Here is a 17,194-nt window from a genome sequence, read left to right as displayed (position 1 = left end):
CAGATTACTCTTTCATTACAAATTTATGCTTTTGGATTCTTCGAGCTTATATAAAATATAGTTTCTTTATATTTTATATTCTTAATATATTCCACTAGAAATATTTTTGTGAAAAAACAACTTGTTTTCCTAACTAAAAATTTATTTATTTCCAGCTACAACATTGTCCTTTGCAAGTTCTAAATAATCTTTAAGATTATTATATTTTTTTGTATATGATTTAGCAGTAACACCTTTATCTGAATTCATTTTTGCAAATTGTGTTGATTGCATTATAGTATTTAACACACGACTTGCAGATCTTTGAACGTCCCCCAAAGAAAGTGTATTATTATCTAAATAGTTGCCCTTGTAAGTTACAGTTCTATCATAACTCGAAGTTACTGACATTACGTCTGAATCATTCACTTTTGAAGTTGAATTTTGAGCATCCTTTTTATCAAAGGATATGCTTGCTTTACCTGCTTTTATCATTTCTATCGCCTTAGCATTTAAAGCTGTCCCAGCTGTGACTTTTGCTGCTACTGTTGCTTTTCCATCTGAACTTGGAATAAAATCATTCCATAATTCAACTTTTTTTATATCAACCCCAGTTCCAGTAAAATTAAAGGTTGTTTTTGTATCAACATAACCATCTTTAGCAAATGTAGGAGGGCAATCTTCTATACCTTGTAATATTTCTAATTGAGAACCTCCTGGCATAATTAAATCATTTCCTGCATGCATAGATTCAACGGGCTTTGCCTGTGAAAACCAGTCTGTCATTACAAGTCCATCAAACTTCCATTCACCACGAGCAATATCTGTTAACAAATCATAATTAGCTCCTGAATATTTTCCATTTATTTTATTATACGATGACATAATTGCCATAGGCTGTGCATTTTTAACTGCCATTTCAAAGCCTTTTAAGTAAATTTCTCTTAGAGTCCTTTCTGAAATTGTGTTATTTTCAAAAAATCTACTATCCTCTTGGTTGTTTACAGCAAAATGCTTTATTGTCACTCCTATACCAGGGTTAGCTTGCACACCTCTTGTAGCAGCTGCTCCCATTGTTCCTGTTATAAATGGATCTTCCGAATAATATTCAAAATTACGCCCACAAAGTGGATTTCTATGAATATTCATACCTGGAGCAAGCCATAGAGTAACGCCAAACTCTAACATTTCCTGTCCTATTCCATTGCTAACTTCCTCTACCATTTTAGGATTCCAAGTTTGAGCCAATAAGCTTCCAATTGGCCATGCAGTAGCATATTGATAATAAGTTTTATTGTTCTCTTCATAAGATTGTGTGATTCTAATTCCTGCTGGCCCATCTGATAATACTATGTTTGGAATTCCATCTGTGTCATAATAATTTCCTGTCGTTTCCCCAGCTGCACCTTTTACTGAATTTGCCTGTGCTCCAACAATTGATGAACTTCCTCCCATACCAACACCTTCGACAATATCAGCCAATTTTTCATTTGGTAATCCAGCAACAAATTGCTCCATGCTTATTTTATTATTATAAACATCAATTAATTTAGCATCCTTTTTCACATCAACTTTTTCAATATTTTGTTTACAAGGTGACATGTTTTTTATAGCTTCATTTGAATCTTTTGGAATATAAGTAGTAGTTTCTTCATTATCGTATTTTGATGCATTATTTCCATCTATCAAATTTAATGCTTGTGCAGATAAATTAATTTTTTGAGCCTTTCCTATTTCATCTGCTTCACCTGAATATGAATAATGTGTAGCTCCTTTATCAGATAAAACATCTATATTTTTATCAAGTTTCATTTGGTTGCTAATTTTTTCTGTAGCAACATCAGAATCCAATGTTAAGACAGCAGCAACATGGGTATTCCTAGAACTATTACCTACGCGAACAATATAATTTCCTTTTTCCATTATATATGAAGCATCTGACTCATTGTAGGAAGACATTTCAGAAGTATCATAGCCAATAGTAAGAGTTTGACTTTCTCCTGGCGCTAATAAATCTGTCTTTCCATATCCAGCTAATTCTTGATATGGCTTATCTAATTTTCCATCAGGTGCTGAAAAATAAACTTCTGCAACTTCCTTACCTGAATACTTCCCAGTATTTTTAACTTTTACCTTTACTGTTACTTGCTTTTCATTAGCTTCAACCGAAACAACATTCATATCGAAAGTTGTATATGATAATCCATATCCAAATTCATAATTAGGTTTTTTGTTAAAACTATCAAAATATCTGTAGCCTACATAAATGCCTTCTTTATAATCTTCTTGAGTGTTATTTCCATCATTACTGCTAAATGTAGCTGAAGATGGATAATCACTATAGTTTGCAGCCCAAGTATCTGTAAGCTTTCCAGAAGGAGTTACTTCTCCATCTAACATTTTTACAACCGCTGTTCCGCCTTCCATTCCAGCTTGAGATATAAGCAGGACTGAATCTAATTCTTGAATTTCCTTAACAAAATTTGTATCAATTACACCTCCAACATTCAATACTACGATGCTATTTTTAAAAGATTCAGCCATTTTTTTGATATTTCCATATTCCTCATCTGATAAATAATAATCACCTTTTGAAGCCGTTCTATCCTTTCCTTCACCAGAACTTCTACTTATAACATAAATTGCTGTATCTGTACCTGCTGCTGCTTTTATATCTTCATCCGTCAATTTATAATCCGGAAGACTGTAGGCTAGAACCAGAAGATTTCCTGCATATTTTTTATTATATTCAGCAAGTCCCTTATCATATTTTTCTTTATAACCCTCTAACCACCCAGAAGTTGTTATGTTATATCCTGCATTCTTAAAAGCGTCCCATACAGATACTTTATATCTCTCATTTACATCTCCCGAACCTGTACCACCTTTAATAGTGCCATAGGCTCCTCCTCCAAATAACGCTATTTTACCTTTTGAAGCTATTGGTAATGAATTATTTTTGTTTTCTAATAACACCATTCCCTCTGTTGCGGCATTCATAGAAAGTTCTGCATTTCTTTTTTCTCTTTCACTAACTGCATTAGAAGTTGTTGCTGCATATGCTGAAATACAAGGTGTCATGAGCATGACGCAAGTTACTATACTAGCAGTAATTTTACTTAATAAGAATCTTCTTTTCATTATATCCCCTCCATACATTTAATAAAATAACCATTTTTAATAACATCATTATTATATTTATCACCCAAATATTATTTTAGTATACGTTTACTTCTATGTATTGCATTTTTATTAGCTATATTATATTATTGTTATATATTGGAGGTAAATTAAGTCATGATTGATGTAAAAAAGTATTGTGAGTATATATACAGTTCTTTCTTTATTCCAATTTATATATACGAAAATAAGGAACTGACACTTTGTTATCCTATTCAAAAAAAATATACTTTGCCACCAACGACTTATCTTATAAAATTATTGGAAATGAGAAATAATTTAAACTATACCATTACAAAGTTCTATTCTTATTATGGATGCATTCAAATTAAAGATAGCAATACTTGTATTGTTATAGGTCCAATAAGTGCCTTACCATATTCAAAAGAAACTCTATTTAGTATGAGAAACGATTTTTCCATTGATGAATCTAGTTGGGAATCCTTTTGCAATTTTTTCTATAATATTCCTACTCAAAACCTTGATATCTTTATAAATACTCTTATACTTATAAATTACACCTTAAATAATGAGGAGATGTCACATAAAGATTTAAATAATAATTTAGATTCCAAATTACATAATATAATTAACCAAAATTATTCTAAACATACCGCTGAATCAATGGAAGAAAATATTTTAAATAACAATTATTCTATTGAAAATGAATTTTTCAGATATATTGAAAATGGTGACATTGAAGGATTATCAAATTTTCGTATTCAAACCCAAAATATGAAGGTAGGAAAAATAGCTGATAATAACTTAAGGCAATCAAAAAATATATTTATTGTGGCAGTTACTTTAGCAACCCGAGCAGCAATAAAAGGAGGCCTCTCGCCTAATATTGCCTATAACCTGTCAGATATTTATATCCAACAAATGGAGCGATTAACGGATATTAATGCTATTAATTCTCTTTTAAATAATGTTTTGTATGATTATACTAATCGTACTGCCAATTCAATAATTCCATTAAATTCTGATACAGTACTTCATCGTGTTATTCAATATGTACGCGAAAATACAAATAAAAATATTACAGTTGCTGATATAGCTGAATATTTTGGTTTTAATCGTTCTTATCTCTCTCATAAAGTCAAAAAACAATTAGGCTTTGATTTAAGCAATTTTATTAGACAATGTAAATTAGAAAATGCAAAAGATCTATTAGCCTATTCAAATAAGAGTATAAGTGAAATAAGCAATTTTCTTTGTTTCTCTAGCCAAAGTCACTTTCAAAGAGCCTTTAAAAATCAATTTGGTATTACACCACAAACTTATCGTAAATCTGTATAATAAAATAACCTTTTATGCATGCGAATATGATTTGTTTTTTATTCTTTTCTTATGCACAACTCAGTTAAATAGTCTTTTTTATATATTATCCACAGATTTTACTGAATTATAAATTCCTCGTAAAGAATAAAAATAAACTCACAAAAATCTCATATATGACTTTTGTGAGTTTCCTAATTAAAGTTATATCTTAATATATATTATTGTATCCAAGCTCCATCAACCCCGACTTTATATTGACCAATCATAGTATTAGTTGCCATCGCTCCATCAGCACCAACATAATAATATTTACCTTCCGTCAATATCCAAGAATTCACTGACATCATTCCATCTGTACCTAAGAAATACCACTTTCCGTAACCTCTATCAAAATACCATGTTTTCTTCAATAAATTTCCTGTAGAATCATAAAATTGCCACCCGCCATTTACTTGAACCCATCCAATTTTAGTAGCTACATCATTTGATTTTTTCTGATCCAGAGGTGCAGGGCCTGCTTGAGGATTAGTAATACCATTAGGCTTACTTGAATCACTATCATTCGTTGCTGCTACTGCAGACTTACCACTTTCTCTTGTTATCTTTAAAGTATACTCCCTTTCATTATCACTGTCATCTTCAAGTTTTATTTTAAATTCATTTTCACCTTCGCTTAAATCTACTGTTTTCTTAAACTTATCATCGCTATTTACATCAGATCCATCAATTGTAACTGAATAAGTGTCATCATCTTCATCTGGTGGTACAGCTTTAATGGTTGCTTCTGTCACATCATTATCTACACTATATGTATATGTAGTCTTCGAATCTGATAATGAAATGCTATCACCATTTACAGAAAGTTTGTCCAAATAAATGTCATCATAACTATCAGAATTATCTTCGTCATCACTGGTGCTAGTAGATGTACATTCAACTTTAATTGTATATGTTCCTATTACATTATCATCATCACCATATCTTACATCATCATCTGGTTCTGAACTGTATATCCTTACAATTAATTTTGTAGTATCCGAGGATAATGAAATGCTATCTCCTAGTTCTTTACCTTTAGTTGACCCTGAAGTTCCTTTAAATACTCTAACATATTTTTCATCAGGTCCATCAGCTTCAATTTTAACCTTACTAGTTGAAGTTTTTGCATAATAGGTATCACCTTTTGTCACATCATTATCATCTACTTTGTTATCACTTTCATAATCACTATCACTATAAAGTTGTATATCACTTCCACTTGCTTTTTCTAATCTCAAACTACTCAATGTATCTGTAGAATTATCTGCAGCATAAACTTTTGTCGTCAACAAGTTTAAGTGGGTTGCTGGCGTTGATACCGAAAATGCTCCTATTGCTAGGACAAGTGCTATAACACGCTTAAGATTTTTGTTCATAAATTATCCTCCCTTATTTCCAAATAAAAAAGTATATTAATTCTAGCTTTGAAATATTTCCTTTTAGGAAATCATTTCCTATAATAGCTTTCAATTATTATATTAACCATGTTTTGTTACATTTATGTCACATTTTCATCACATTATTATAACAAAACTCTAAAAATATATAAAAATCATAAATCTTCCTTATAGAATAATCCTGCTCCTACTATAATATTCTGCTCTTCAAATAAACTTGAAACTGCTTCATTATAATCAAATAATTTTTGTGACTTCTTTATTTTTTTAGCATATTTTTTATTATCAGAAAATATGTAGATCATATATCCCCATAATTCTTTCATTCTAAAAATTGCATTTTTTTCTTCATTGAATAATTCAATATATTTATTTAAAATTTCATCATGAAAATCTTTTAATATTTTTTTATCTAGATTAATATTGCTTTTTATTAAATTCATTAAACCTGGATTAGCTAATATACCTCTTCCTAGCATTACTGCTTGCACTTCTGGAAAAGCTTTTGTTAATCCTTCATAATTTTGAACTGTAAAAATATCTCCATTATAACACAATGGATTAGTACTTAACCTTAAGGCATCACTAAATACCTCTAAATTAGGTTTATTACCATAAAAATCTTTTTGTGTTCTAGGATGAATTATTAATTCCTCTATAGGATATTTATTGTAAATTTTTATTAGCTCGTAAAATTCTTCTGGATTATCCTTCCCTATTCTAGTCTTTATTGATATTTTCATATTATTTATCTTAAATATTTCGTCTAAAAAAATATCTAAATCTTCTCTTTTGGCCAAAAATCCTGAACCTCTGTTTTTAGAAACTACTGTTCCAGCAGGACAACCTAGATTCAAGTTGACTTCTTCATAACCTAATTCTTGTAATTTCTTAGTAGTATATATAAATCCCTCTGAATCATTAGTTAGAATTTGTGGAACTAAATTCATCCCAATATTATTTTCAGGTAAGATATCTCTTAATTCTTTAGTTTTAAGACTCCTACTTTTATTTGGAACAATAAAAGGTGCAAAATATTTATCAATATTTCCAAAAAACTTTTCATATGAATTTCTATAAATAAATCCAGTAATACCTTCCATTGGGGCAAAGTAATATTTCATTTAAAAACTCCTCTTAATTATAATGTTTTAAATATTCTTTTCTATTATAAATAAAAATCCACGATATTTCCATCGTGGATTTTTAAACAAGATTTTAAATTTTAAATTTATGAATTATTTCATTAAGATTTTGAGCTAATTCTGCTTGACTTTGAGCTGTTACTGCAACCTGTTCTATTGCTTGAGTTGTTTCGTTCATACTTTCTTTTATTGTTTCTGCCTGTTCTGTAGATTTTTGGGTTGATTCTGCCATATTTTGAATTGCTCCACTTACTTGTCCAACTGTAGCTGTGACTTCTTCTGACATTGCTGCTATCTCTTCTGACATATTACTTACAAACTCAGAATCATCATAATATTGTTCACCTGTTTTCTTATATTCTCTAAATTGATCATCTATATCATTATTTATAAATTCTAAGATCTCATTCCCTGTATCCAAACTCTTTTTAAAAGCTGCTTCTACTTTAACTATAGTATCTTTAATATTTTTTACTGCTTCTCCCGATTCTTCTGCAAGAGTTCTAACCTCTTCAGCTACAACTGCAAAACCTTTTCCCATCTCTCCAGCTCTTGCAGCTTCTATAGCTGCATTTAATGCAAGTAAATTTGTTTGATCTGCTATATCAGCTATTGTATCTGCCATAACTCTAATATCATTAACCACTTTTCCATCTTCAATAACATCTAACATTCTTTGTTGTTTTTCAACATATATAAGTCTAGCATCTTCAATTGTTTTTTGACTTTCAATTTTAACCTTATTTGCTCTTTCCTTAGACTTATTTGCATTAGTACTTCCATCCATTGCTTTTTGTGAAAGTATATTTATACTTGAATCCACTTCTTGGATAGATGCACTTATTTCTTCTGCTCCTGCACTAGAATCATGCATATTATCATTAATATTATTTACTGCCTCATCTATACTTACTGCTTTTGATGCTAGTTCCTCAACAGTTGCTGATAGTTCCTCACTATATGCACCTATATCCTGAGATTTTTCTTGAATAACCTTAACCAGATTGCTTACATTTTCCTGTGCTTTATTTAATTCAACACCAGTTTGGCCAAATTCATCTTTTCTTGTAATTGTCATTGCCGTTGAAAAATCGTAAGACGATAATCTTTTAGCAAATTCAACTATTTTTTGAAGTGGCTTATTTATATTTTGTGCCATAAGGAATCCTAAAGTAATTGCAATTATAAAGCCTAACACTGTTATTGCAATCATAGCCGTAGTTGATTTAGCATTAATTGCTTGAATATTTTCATTAGCTACGTTAGCATCGTGTAAGTTTATCTCTATCAATTTATCTAAACTGTCAAACATCGCCTTTCTAACTTTAGGGATATCAGCATATTTCTCTTCTGCCTTTACATAATCATCTGAATCTACATACTTAGTAATTTCTGTTCTTATCTCCCCATATTGCTTAAAGCAACTTATAAATATCTCATATTCTTTCTTTTCTTTATCACTTACAATGAGATTTTCATACTCATTAATATATTCATCATTTTGTTTTTGATTTTCCAAAATATCATTCATCAAATCTGATTTTTCTGAAGATTTTTTTTTGAATACTAGTGATAAAATATCAGTTCTGATTTCCGAAAGATTTTCCTTCATATCAGTTAAAATATAGACACTACGCAAATTAATTGAATACATTAATTCTGATTTTTCTCCTATATTCTTAAATGATATAATACCAACCACACCTACAATTCCAATTAGAACTGTTACTATTAAAAATGCTGCTATTAACTTGACCCTAACTTTTACATTTCCTAAAAACCCCATTAATTATCCCTCTCCTTTATTTTTGCGAATTTAAAATACTAAAAACATTCCTACCATAAAATCATTTAAATGTAATAATTTACAATTTAATAATTCATAATGTTGATTTATCTATTATGATATAATATTAAATAATTGTAATCATAATAATATATATGTTGCAAAAAATTGTTAAAAACTCAACTATTTCTATCTGAAATCAGCATTAATTTATTATTGTTCATTAATCAGCTAATTAATAAAAATATATACAGCAATTTAGTCCATTTAATATTATAATATTTTATCATTTATAATTCATTGTGCAGAACTAAAAACATTATTACTAATAAAAGTGCAAAAAGCACAATCATTGTCGAAAGGTTGATTAAATGTTAACGTTCCATAGCTTATTAAAAAGAATAGATAAAACCAACTTAACAATTCATAGTAATAAAAAGAACGCCATTCAATATACTATGGTTACTCTGCTCATTAACGCATCATCTTTGCACGATAATACTTTATATGTTGGTTTTATTTCAGATTTAGATAATATGTGTCTAAATCAATCTTATGTTGGTTTTATTTTAATACCAGATATTCCTTTAAAAGAAGATATACATATATCAGGTGAATTTGCTATTTGGGATGAGACCATTTCACTAGAAGTTCTTTATGACATTATTCAAATTGAATTTCGTAAAAAAGTAGAATTAGCTTCAAATATGTCATCAATTTTTTCTGCATTAATCAAGGGACATAGCTTAAGAGAATTAATTGATATTGGAACAAAAATATTAGGGAATCCTATTATTGTCACAAATTCTGCATATAAGGTACTAGCTATGTCAAATTTCCATATAGATGAACCTTTTTGGGAATTTGCTAGGACTCATGGGTACTGTTGTCAGGATTCCATTACTTGCTATAAAAATGAAGGTATTACTAAAAAAGTTATTGAAAGCGATATTCCAGTATTATTTACCGATGGAGTAGCGAAAAAAATTAACATAATATCAAATAAATTAACTATGGGAAATCAAATTTTAGGCTATATTGGAGTACATGCAATAAATAAAGAATTCTCTCCAAGTGATATTGATACAGTTAAAATGCTTTCTGATATTCTTACAGTTGCAATACGAACGGATATTTATGAAGAGGCAATTACCCCTACAGTCCATGAGGATATAATAATAGACCTGTTAAATGGAGAAATTCCTGCCACAATTATTCTTTCAGATCGCTTACATAATGCTAATTGGTCTTTAAAAAAATACTTCTGCCTTGTAAAAATTCCATTATTTAAATCAGATCAAAGCATAAGTTTTTTGGACTATTTATATACTAGATTAATAGAAAGATCTACTATTTCTAAGATTGCACGATACCATGATTCTCTGGTAGTAATAATCAATTATAATAAGCAAACTGAATATGATATAGAGCTCAATAACATCAAAGATATTTTAAACAACAACAATATTAAAGGTGGTATTAGTAGGATTTTTTCTAAATCTGAATTTGAAAATTTAAGTTCTTATTATCACCAAGCCTCCATAGCCTATGAAATTGGTACTCGTACTAATAAAGCTTCTATTTGTATATATCCTTATGAAAATGTTGATTTATTTCATTTATTTTCTAAACTTAAATATAAAGATGAACTAAAAATATTTTGCCATCCTTCGTATAATAAATTATTAAAACATGATAAATTAAATGGAACAGAATATTGCAAAACTATTTATGAATATATTTTATGTGCAAATAACATCTCTGCAGCAGCAGATAAATTATTTATTCATAGGAACACCATGGCCTATCGCCTCAATAAAATCAGTGAAATTACAGACCTAGATTTAACAAATGGGATAAATATTTTCAAATTATATTTTTCTCAAAAAATTAGCGAGTGGTTAAAATATTAGTGCTTTTAAGAATTTTATGCAACAATTACCGAAATCTTATACATTTATATTCCTCTTCTATTTAAAAATCTTCATGAAAAAGAAGTTAACGTATTTTATAATCTAATACATTAACTTCTTTTAAATCTATTATGATTCTATTTATATTTGTTTTGACATAACTACTTCTTCATTTTTCTTTTTTGATTTAGCTACATTATATATTAATGCAAGCATTATAAACCATGCGGGTGTTACAAATAATGCTACGCGCGTTTCATTATTAAGTGCTAATGTAACAAGGACAAAAGCAAAAAATACTAAAATTATATAGTTAATAACTGGATAAAACGGCATTTTAAATTTATTCTTAGCTGCAAGTTCAGGTTTAGTTTTGCGATATTTAATATGGCAAATCACGATAATTGCCCAAATAAATATAAAACAAAATGTTGATATACTTGTTATTAATACAAACACGCCTTCAGGCATAATATAATTCAAAACAACTGAAATTAAAATAACAATTGCAGAAAATACTGTAGCATTAGAAGGTACTTGAGTAGAAGTTAATTTTTTCATAGATTCAGGAGCATTCCCTTCTTTAGCAAGAGAGTATACCATTCTGCTTGTACTAAAAATTCCACTGTTACATGCAGAAGCTGCTGAAGTTAATACAACAAAATTTACAATACTTGCTGCTGCTGCTATTCCTACTGCTGAAAACACTTGTACAAATGGACTTTTTTCTGGATTGATTGAATTCCAAGGGTATATGCTCATAATAACAAAAAGTGCTCCAACATAGAAAATAATTATTCTAATTGGAATATTGTTAATAGCTTTAGGAATAACACGTTCTGGGTCTTCAGTTTCTCCAGCTGTTAAACCAACTAATTCTATTCCAGTAAAAGCAAATACCACCATTTGAAATGAAAGTATAAATCCATTTATTCCATTTGGAAACAAGCCTCCATTACTCCAAAGATTTGCAAAGCTTGATGCACCAGCATCTGTAGAAAAGCCCTTAATAATCATAAAGGTACCAATTACAATTAATGCTAAAATTGCAATAACTTTAATTAGTGCAAACCAAAATTCCATTTCACCAAATAATTTTACAGCTGTAAGATTCATAATTAATAATATTACAAGAATCATAAGACTTGGAACCCATTGTGCCACATTTGGAAACCAATATTGTATATAAAGTCCAGCAGCTGTTACATCTGCCATAGCGAGTGAAATCCAACAGAACCAATAAGTCCATCCTGTAATAAAGGCTGCTCTTTCACCTAAATAATCATATACAAAGTCAACAAAAGAATGGTAATTTAAATTAGAAAGTAGCAATTCCCCAAGGGCACGCATAACAAAGAAACAAATTATTCCAGTTATCATATAAGCAAATAAAATAGATGGTCCAGCTAAGTGAATGGACCTTCCAGAACCAAGAAAAAGTCCTGTTCCTATTGCTCCACCGATTGCAAGTAGTTGCACGTGACGATTTTTAAGACCTCTTGATAAATTTTGATTGTTTGATTTTGATTGTTCCATTTTATCCCTCCATCTTAGTTAAAAGGCTGTTATTTTATAATGCCTTTTCCTATAAGTATTTTGTGGTTGGAGATACAAATGGGAATAGATAAGATCTAAATGAAGCAATAATACTATTAAATAGTTATCTATAAAATAATAATATATCACTTTGATAAGATATGTATCTGTCCCCTGTCCTTTTACCTGAGAGTTTCACCATATGATTTCTCATATAACTTGCTCCTTCGGTGCTCTATTTCGAGTCTCTCCAAGGGTTCATCCAATAACGGTCATCTCTAACTTAATAGGTACCTGAAAGATTTACTTCTTCGGTGAACAGCATTGCCATTACTCTCCCGCTATCTTCATCTGAACTTTTTTAAATTTTATAAATAAAATATTAAATTTTACTGTTATATATTAATATATTTTCATCAAACTTGCAATATTTTTTTCATTTTAATTAGAATTAAAATATATTTTTATCACAATTCCAAATTAACCATGAATTGTATAAAAAAATAGTAGATGATCCTATTTTTTCATCAAACCACCTACTATATTATGTATATTATTAAATTTTTTAATTTAATAATAACATGAACCACTACACTTATTACAAAATAGTTTATCTTTCATTTTTTCTTCAAAAGCTTCACACTCTTCAAGATCTTCAAGTATGCTTAATGCTTTTCTTAAATCTTCCACATCTCTTTTCATATTATCAACAGAATTCCCTCTTCCAACAACTTTTAAATGTGTAACACCAGCAATTTTCATTTTTTGTAAAGAACATAATCCACAACCAGTACCACCAAGTACATCTGAATCTTCCATTTCATCTACTATGTCATAATCACTTTCCATATAAGCTTCAAGTTTTTGATCAACTTCCTTAAAATTATTAGCAAATTTATTTTCTTTAGTTAACTTATATGGCATTTTGCATAAATGAATCATCTCATCACAATGTAGAGAGTTGCAAAAAGCTCCTGTATAATGACATCTCTCATTTAAAATAAATGCCTCATACTCAATATTTTTATCTTTATTATCTTCTATACATGCTTTCATATCTTCAATGGAATTTTTCCTATGAAATATATAACGTGATATATCAAATTTATTAAAAAAATCAACAGAAAGACGATTAAGTTCAACACATTCCCCACTTAAATGAATTGAACATTTTATCCCGTTTTCTTTTAAATATAATATAAGTGCAAGGTCTGCTATAATAAACTCATAGAATCCAATATCTATCAAAGCTTTTATCATTTTAGCTATCATTTCATATTGTTCTTCTAGGTAATACAAATAATTAAATGTTATATTTACTGGAACTTTGTATCTATCCATCATTTTTTTAAGTATTTTCATATCCTCAAAAGAATTTATTTGAACATTATAGTAAAGTACTTCTCTCCTATTTAAAGGAAATAAACTACCATATTTTTTATTCCACTCGTATGGAACATATCCACAAAATACTTCATCCACTCCTGCTTTTACCAAAGTTAAATAATCGTCAATACATCCTAAGCCTGCTACTATCTTCATTAGCTTTTCCTCTTATCTTCATATAAAATTTAAAACAATTCTATCTATGCCACTGCTAACATAATATTCTAATTCCTTTGGATTTTTAAGCAAAGTGTCATCAAAAGCAAACAAGGAATTATACCTTCCAACCATATTTAAATGCTTTGGATAAGCAAATATATAATCTTTACAATATTTTTCACAGCTAGTAATAAGTTTCTGCTTTCCTCTATCCATGGTTGTACATTTAGCATATAGCGGACAATATTGTGAGGTATTTGTTTGGTAAAAAGGAATATGAATGCTATGTTTTCCTTCTGCAATTGATATTCTATAACCACAATTTTCATATTCATATCGTTCTATGTTACAATCTTTCAAAAATTTATTAAAGAGCGCACTATTAAGATTGTTTTTCGCCATAAGTTCCTTATTTTCAGCATAACCTTTTTTATAAATGTACCTTGGATCTTTTTTTCTCTTATTCAATAAAACTCCTAGGGACAGCATAAAAAAATCTAATTTCTCTTCAACTAGTTTCAACATGCCAAAATCATTTATTATAATTTCTATTTTTTCACTTTTATCCTTACACCAAGCATATACTTTTTCTATTATATCTTTAGTTTTTTCTATATAGCAATCTCTTAAATATGTAAAACACAATGTGATATGAAGATTTTCCCTATAAGCTTTATCTAACAGCTTCTTTAAAAGTTCCACTTCTGGAAATAAATTATGACAAAATTCATTTCCAATATAAAGTCTTGTAACATCCATTTGAAATAGTTTATGTGTATTTATAAAATTTTCTTTTAAATACTCCTTAGTAAAAGCTTTAATGTCTTTGTGCATATATTTTTTATACAATGTATCGTTATCTAAAGCAATAGCGAATTCTATTGAATTTAGAATAGTATTATCCCATTCTAAATAATTCAAATTAGATAGCCATTCTTCTTTTTGCTCTAAATAATCCTTATAAAATTCAGTATCCTTTTCCGCTGGGTATCCAACCATTTCCTTTGAAAATTCACTGTCTTCACCAAAGGTTTTTGACATAATATATTTTGAATAATTTCTAAAACTATTTCTAACATTATAGGAATATTCTTGTGAATCAATAGCAAAAGTATAACTTAGATAAAATTCAAATTTTGTCTTTTCAATAAGAACATGACTACTTATTTTAACTTCTTCATATTTATTTTCATTAAATATATAAAACATTACTTTTATACTATCTATATTTTCTATTTCTTCTGAAACACGTACCGTTAATTTTTGTGGAGATATCTTTAAAATACGCACTTCTATATTATCTAATAGACAACTTATGAGACCTGCTGGTAATAATTCAACTTCTTCTTTTTCCAAAATAATACCTCTTATTTATTTTCTAAAATTTTTGTTACTCCTGTAGCTATATAATTTACATAAGGATCATCATCTCTATTACTTAATATAATAACTAAATACCTTTTATCAAGGTTTCTCTTTACATATGAAGTATATCCTGGTAAATCTCCACCATGAGAAATACTTTTATTTCCTAAAGTACTTTCATCGATAAACCATCCATATCCATAATCTGATAAATTAGGAGTAAACATTTCATTTAGGGATTGTTTATTAATTATTTTTTCTGAATATAATGCTTCTTCCCACCTGTACAAATCTTCAACAGTTGAGTACATTTCCCCAGCTGATGCTATAAAAGATCCCTCAGTATCAATTGACTTTTCATATTGATTTTGGCTATTAATTATTTCAGCGTAACCAATAGCCTTGTTTTTCATATCATTTCCATTACTTAAAAATCCTGTACTATTCAAACTCAAAGGCTTAAGTATGTTTTCTTCTATATATTCTTTATAATTTTTTTGGGATACTTTTTCTATTATATATCCGAGTAATATGTAATTAGAATTACTATACTTAAAATCCGTTCCAACCTCAAACTCAAGAGGTTCATCTTTAAATAGACTTATAAGTTCTTCTAAAGTGTATACCTGCTCTCCACTTTCAACATTCCCAATTGAATCAACATAATCTGGAATTCCAGAAGTATGATCAAGAAGATTGCAAATCTTTATTTCATCTCCTTTTGGGTAATCTGGAATGTATTTGCTAATAGGATCTTGAACACTTAATAAATTCTTTTCTTGAAGCATTAAAATTGCTGTTGCTGTAAATTGTTTTGTTATAGAAGCAATTTCAAACTGAGTCTGCGTAGTATTTTCAATATTATTATCATAATCTGCCATTCCAAAGGCTTTATCAAATAATATAGTACTTCCTTCTGTAATAAGAATTGAACCACTAAATTCATAGTCTTTAGAATAATTATCAATATATTCTATTATCTTTGACTGAGTATACTTATTAATTCCGTTAGAACTTTCTCTTAGCGCTTTTGCCTCATTAGGTTCATTGCTTGAACACCCATTAAGCAGTAGCACTATCACGATTGTTAGCGCTACAATATATATTATAAATTTTTTTATCATAAATTATTTCCCTCAAAATCTGAATATTAGTAAATCCGTTTAAAAATTAACTACATAATCTTCTGTTAAATTTTTTTATATTATAACACAGTTTCACTAATTAATTGTTCAAAAAAATACGCTGTCAAAGAAAATTAATTTCTTAAACAATAATGTATCTTACTTAAAATGAAAATAGAATTAATAGCTAAAAGTAAAAAAACGTGTAATCTACAAATTTAAATAAACCATAAAAATACACTGTCTCCTACAATTAAGTAAGGGCAGTGTATTTTATAGTTTTCATTATATAAGTAAAACGTAATTTTCTAACTTAACTAATATTAATTATATTTTACAGATAATCCATGATATTTATTTTGTATCAACTTTATAACTGGTACTCCAACTATTGTTACAATTACAAATTCACCAACTGCAACTTCTCCAATCGATAGTAAAAGGGGAAGCTCATAAACATAGTAAAGCATCCAACCAACTATTAAACCATTAAACACTGTTGGCCAAAGTGATGCCACTAATAATGATACTTTTGTATTCTTAACAAACTTTCCTGTAAGCGAAATAGCATAAACACTAATAAATGTTGCTAAAGTACCAAATACTATATCCATTACGCCATTTGGTCCTAGCATATTTGCAATAAAGCATCCAATTGTAAGCCCTCCGATGTAGAATGGGTCAAATATTGCTAATAATACCATTATTTCTGATACTCTAAATTGTATAGGTCCATAACTAATTGGAGCCAATGCAACTGTTATTGCTGCATAAAGTGCAGCTATTATAGCTGTTTTTACTACTCTCTGTACTGTTTTATTATTATTATTCACAAAAATTCCTCCATGTATATAGATAATATTCTCGAAATTAACATTGCAAATATAATTATCAAAAATCTCCA

At 28.8% G+C, this 17,194-nt stretch carries 11 protein-coding genes and 1 riboswitch; of the genes, 2 read left to right on the top strand and 9 right to left on the bottom strand.

Going from position 1 to position 17,194, the window contains the following annotated elements; translation table 11 throughout:
• Nucleotides 1-141: 141 nt before the first annotated feature.
• The gene (locus L3B98_RS05010; protein WP_238915837.1) at nucleotides 142-3,120 is read right to left on the bottom strand and encodes a glycoside hydrolase family 3 protein; all 2,979 of its coding nucleotides are present in this window, start codon (nucleotides 3,118-3,120) and stop codon (nucleotides 142-144) included.
• 156 nt (nucleotides 3,121-3,276) lie between these two features.
• Here L3B98_RS05010 and L3B98_RS05005 point away from each other — a divergent pair, with 156 nt between their 5' ends.
• A complete protein-coding gene (locus L3B98_RS05005; RefSeq protein ID WP_077365970.1) occupies nucleotides 3,277-4,458 on the top strand; it encodes a helix-turn-helix domain-containing protein in 1,182 nt (393 codons plus the stop codon).
• 200 nt (nucleotides 4,459-4,658) lie between these two features.
• Here the strand turns inward: L3B98_RS05005 and L3B98_RS05000 are convergent, their stop codons facing one another.
• From L3B98_RS05000 to L3B98_RS04990, 3 genes are all read right to left on the bottom strand, one after another.
• Nucleotides 4,659-5,855 carry a cadherin-like beta sandwich domain-containing protein gene (locus L3B98_RS05000; RefSeq protein ID WP_238915836.1) on the bottom strand — a complete coding sequence of 399 codons (1,197 nt, stop codon included), beginning with the start codon at nucleotides 5,853-5,855 and terminating at the stop codon, nucleotides 4,659-4,661.
• Nucleotides 5,856-6,031: 176 nt separating this feature from the next.
• Nucleotides 6,032-7,000: a tRNA-dihydrouridine synthase family protein gene (locus L3B98_RS04995; protein WP_238915835.1), complete on the bottom strand. Its 969-nt coding sequence runs from the start codon at nucleotides 6,998-7,000 to the stop codon at nucleotides 6,032-6,034.
• A 94-nt stretch (nucleotides 7,001-7,094) separates the two neighbouring features.
• The gene (locus L3B98_RS04990) at nucleotides 7,095-8,807 is read right to left on the bottom strand and encodes an MCP four helix bundle domain-containing protein (RefSeq protein WP_015394842.1); all 1,713 of its coding nucleotides are present in this window, start codon (nucleotides 8,805-8,807) and stop codon (nucleotides 7,095-7,097) included.
• 371 nt (nucleotides 8,808-9,178) lie between these two features.
• Between L3B98_RS04990 and L3B98_RS04985 the strand changes: the two genes are divergently transcribed.
• Entirely contained in the window at nucleotides 9,179-10,720 is a 1,542-nt protein-coding gene (locus L3B98_RS04985; protein WP_238915834.1) for a helix-turn-helix domain-containing protein, read from the top strand.
• Between the two features lie 141 nt (nucleotides 10,721-10,861).
• Here the strand turns inward: L3B98_RS04985 and L3B98_RS04980 are convergent, their stop codons facing one another.
• The 5 genes from L3B98_RS04980 to L3B98_RS04960 form a co-directional block, all read right to left on the bottom strand.
• The gene (locus L3B98_RS04980; RefSeq protein ID WP_015394844.1) at nucleotides 10,862-12,256 is read right to left on the bottom strand and encodes an amino acid permease; all 1,395 of its coding nucleotides are present in this window, start codon (nucleotides 12,254-12,256) and stop codon (nucleotides 10,862-10,864) included.
• Between the two features lie 164 nt (nucleotides 12,257-12,420).
• Nucleotides 12,421-12,520: riboswitch (glycine riboswitch) on the bottom strand.
• Nucleotides 12,521-12,826: 306 nt separating this feature from the next.
• The gene (locus L3B98_RS04975; RefSeq protein WP_015394845.1) at nucleotides 12,827-13,798 is read right to left on the bottom strand and encodes a U32 family peptidase; all 972 of its coding nucleotides are present in this window, start codon (nucleotides 13,796-13,798) and stop codon (nucleotides 12,827-12,829) included.
• A gap of 18 nt (nucleotides 13,799-13,816) precedes the next feature.
• Nucleotides 13,817-15,157: a hypothetical protein gene (locus tag L3B98_RS04970; RefSeq protein ID WP_238915833.1), complete on the bottom strand. Its 1,341-nt coding sequence runs from the start codon at nucleotides 15,155-15,157 to the stop codon at nucleotides 13,817-13,819.
• Between the two features lie 11 nt (nucleotides 15,158-15,168).
• Complete coding sequence (locus L3B98_RS04965) at nucleotides 15,169-16,290, bottom strand: serine hydrolase domain-containing protein (protein ID WP_015394847.1); 1,122 nt, start codon at nucleotides 16,288-16,290, stop codon at nucleotides 15,169-15,171.
• A 323-nt stretch (nucleotides 16,291-16,613) separates the two neighbouring features.
• A complete protein-coding gene (locus tag L3B98_RS04960) occupies nucleotides 16,614-17,123 on the bottom strand; it encodes a QueT transporter family protein (RefSeq protein WP_238915832.1) in 510 nt (169 codons plus the stop codon).
• Nucleotides 17,124-17,194: the final 71 nt, after the last annotated feature.

This window comes from Clostridium sp. YIM B02555 (assembly GCF_022320955.1).
Lineage (GTDB): Bacteria > Bacillota > Clostridia > Clostridiales > Clostridiaceae > Clostridium > Clostridium saccharoperbutylacetonicum.
The sequence above is the reverse complement of the archived record's forward strand: the minus strand, read 5'-3'. Positions and strand labels throughout refer to the sequence as shown.

Excerpts from the sequence above, each read along its gene's own strand:
- L3B98_RS05010 (WP_238915837.1), bottom strand. The coding sequence starts at position 3,120 with ATGAAAAGAAGATTCTTATTAAGTAAAATTACTGCTAGTATAGTAACT.
- L3B98_RS05005 (WP_077365970.1), top strand. The coding sequence starts at position 3,277 with ATGATTGATGTAAAAAAGTATTGTGAGTATATATACAGTTCTTTCTTT.
- L3B98_RS05000 (WP_238915836.1), bottom strand. The coding sequence starts at position 5,855 with ATGAACAAAAATCTTAAGCGTGTTATAGCACTTGTCCTAGCAATAGGA.
- L3B98_RS04995 (WP_238915835.1), bottom strand. The coding sequence starts at position 7,000 with ATGAAATATTACTTTGCCCCAATGGAAGGTATTACTGGATTTATTTAT.
- L3B98_RS04990 (WP_015394842.1), bottom strand. The coding sequence starts at position 8,807 with ATGGGGTTTTTAGGAAATGTAAAAGTTAGGGTCAAGTTAATAGCAGCA.
- L3B98_RS04985 (WP_238915834.1), top strand. The coding sequence starts at position 9,179 with ATGTTAACGTTCCATAGCTTATTAAAAAGAATAGATAAAACCAACTTA.
- L3B98_RS04980 (WP_015394844.1), bottom strand. The coding sequence starts at position 12,256 with ATGGAACAATCAAAATCAAACAATCAAAATTTATCAAGAGGTCTTAAA.
- L3B98_RS04975 (WP_015394845.1), bottom strand. The coding sequence starts at position 13,798 with ATGAAGATAGTAGCAGGCTTAGGATGTATTGACGATTATTTAACTTTG.
- L3B98_RS04965 (WP_015394847.1), bottom strand. The coding sequence starts at position 16,290 with ATGATAAAAAAATTTATAATATATATTGTAGCGCTAACAATCGTGATA.